Here is a 542-nt window from a genome sequence, read left to right on the forward strand (position 1 = left end):
ACGTACACTTCGGCTTCGAACTGGGTGTGCGGCTTGATCGAACCCGGCTTGGCCAGAACCTGGCCACGCTCGACGTCGTCACGCTTGGTGCCGCGCAGCAGCAGACCGGCGTTGTCACCTGCCTGACCCTGGTCCAGCAGCTTGCGGAACATTTCCACGCCGGTGACGGTGGTCTTCTGGACCGGACGGATACCGACGATTTCGATTTCTTCGCCGACCTTGATCACGCCGCGCTCGATACGACCGGTCACCACGGTGCCGCGGCCCGAGATCGAGAACACGTCTTCCACCGGCATCAGGAACGGCTTGTCGACGTCACGCTCCGGGGTCGGGATCCAGCTGTCCAGTGCATCGACCAGCTTCAGGATGGCCGGCACGCCGATGTCGCTCTGGTCGCCTTCCAGCGCCATACGAGCCGAACCGTGCACGATCGGGGTGTCGTCGCCCGGGAAGTCGTACTTGCTCAGCAGCTCGCGGACTTCCATTTCGACCAGTTCCAGCAGCTCGGCATCGTCAACCATGTCGGCCTTGTTCAGGAACAC

General features: G+C 63.1%; 1 protein-coding gene. It reads right to left on the bottom strand.

All coding sequences use genetic code 11. The annotated features are described in order from the left end of the window. The coding region (locus QMX78_RS21500) for an EF-Tu/IF-2/RF-3 family GTPase (protein WP_282273494.1) at positions 1–542 on the bottom strand (542 nt) is incomplete at both ends.

The sequence above is a fragment of the Stenotrophomonas sp. PS02298 genome (assembly GCF_029959445.1).
GTDB lineage: Bacteria > Pseudomonadota > Gammaproteobacteria > Xanthomonadales > Xanthomonadaceae > Stenotrophomonas.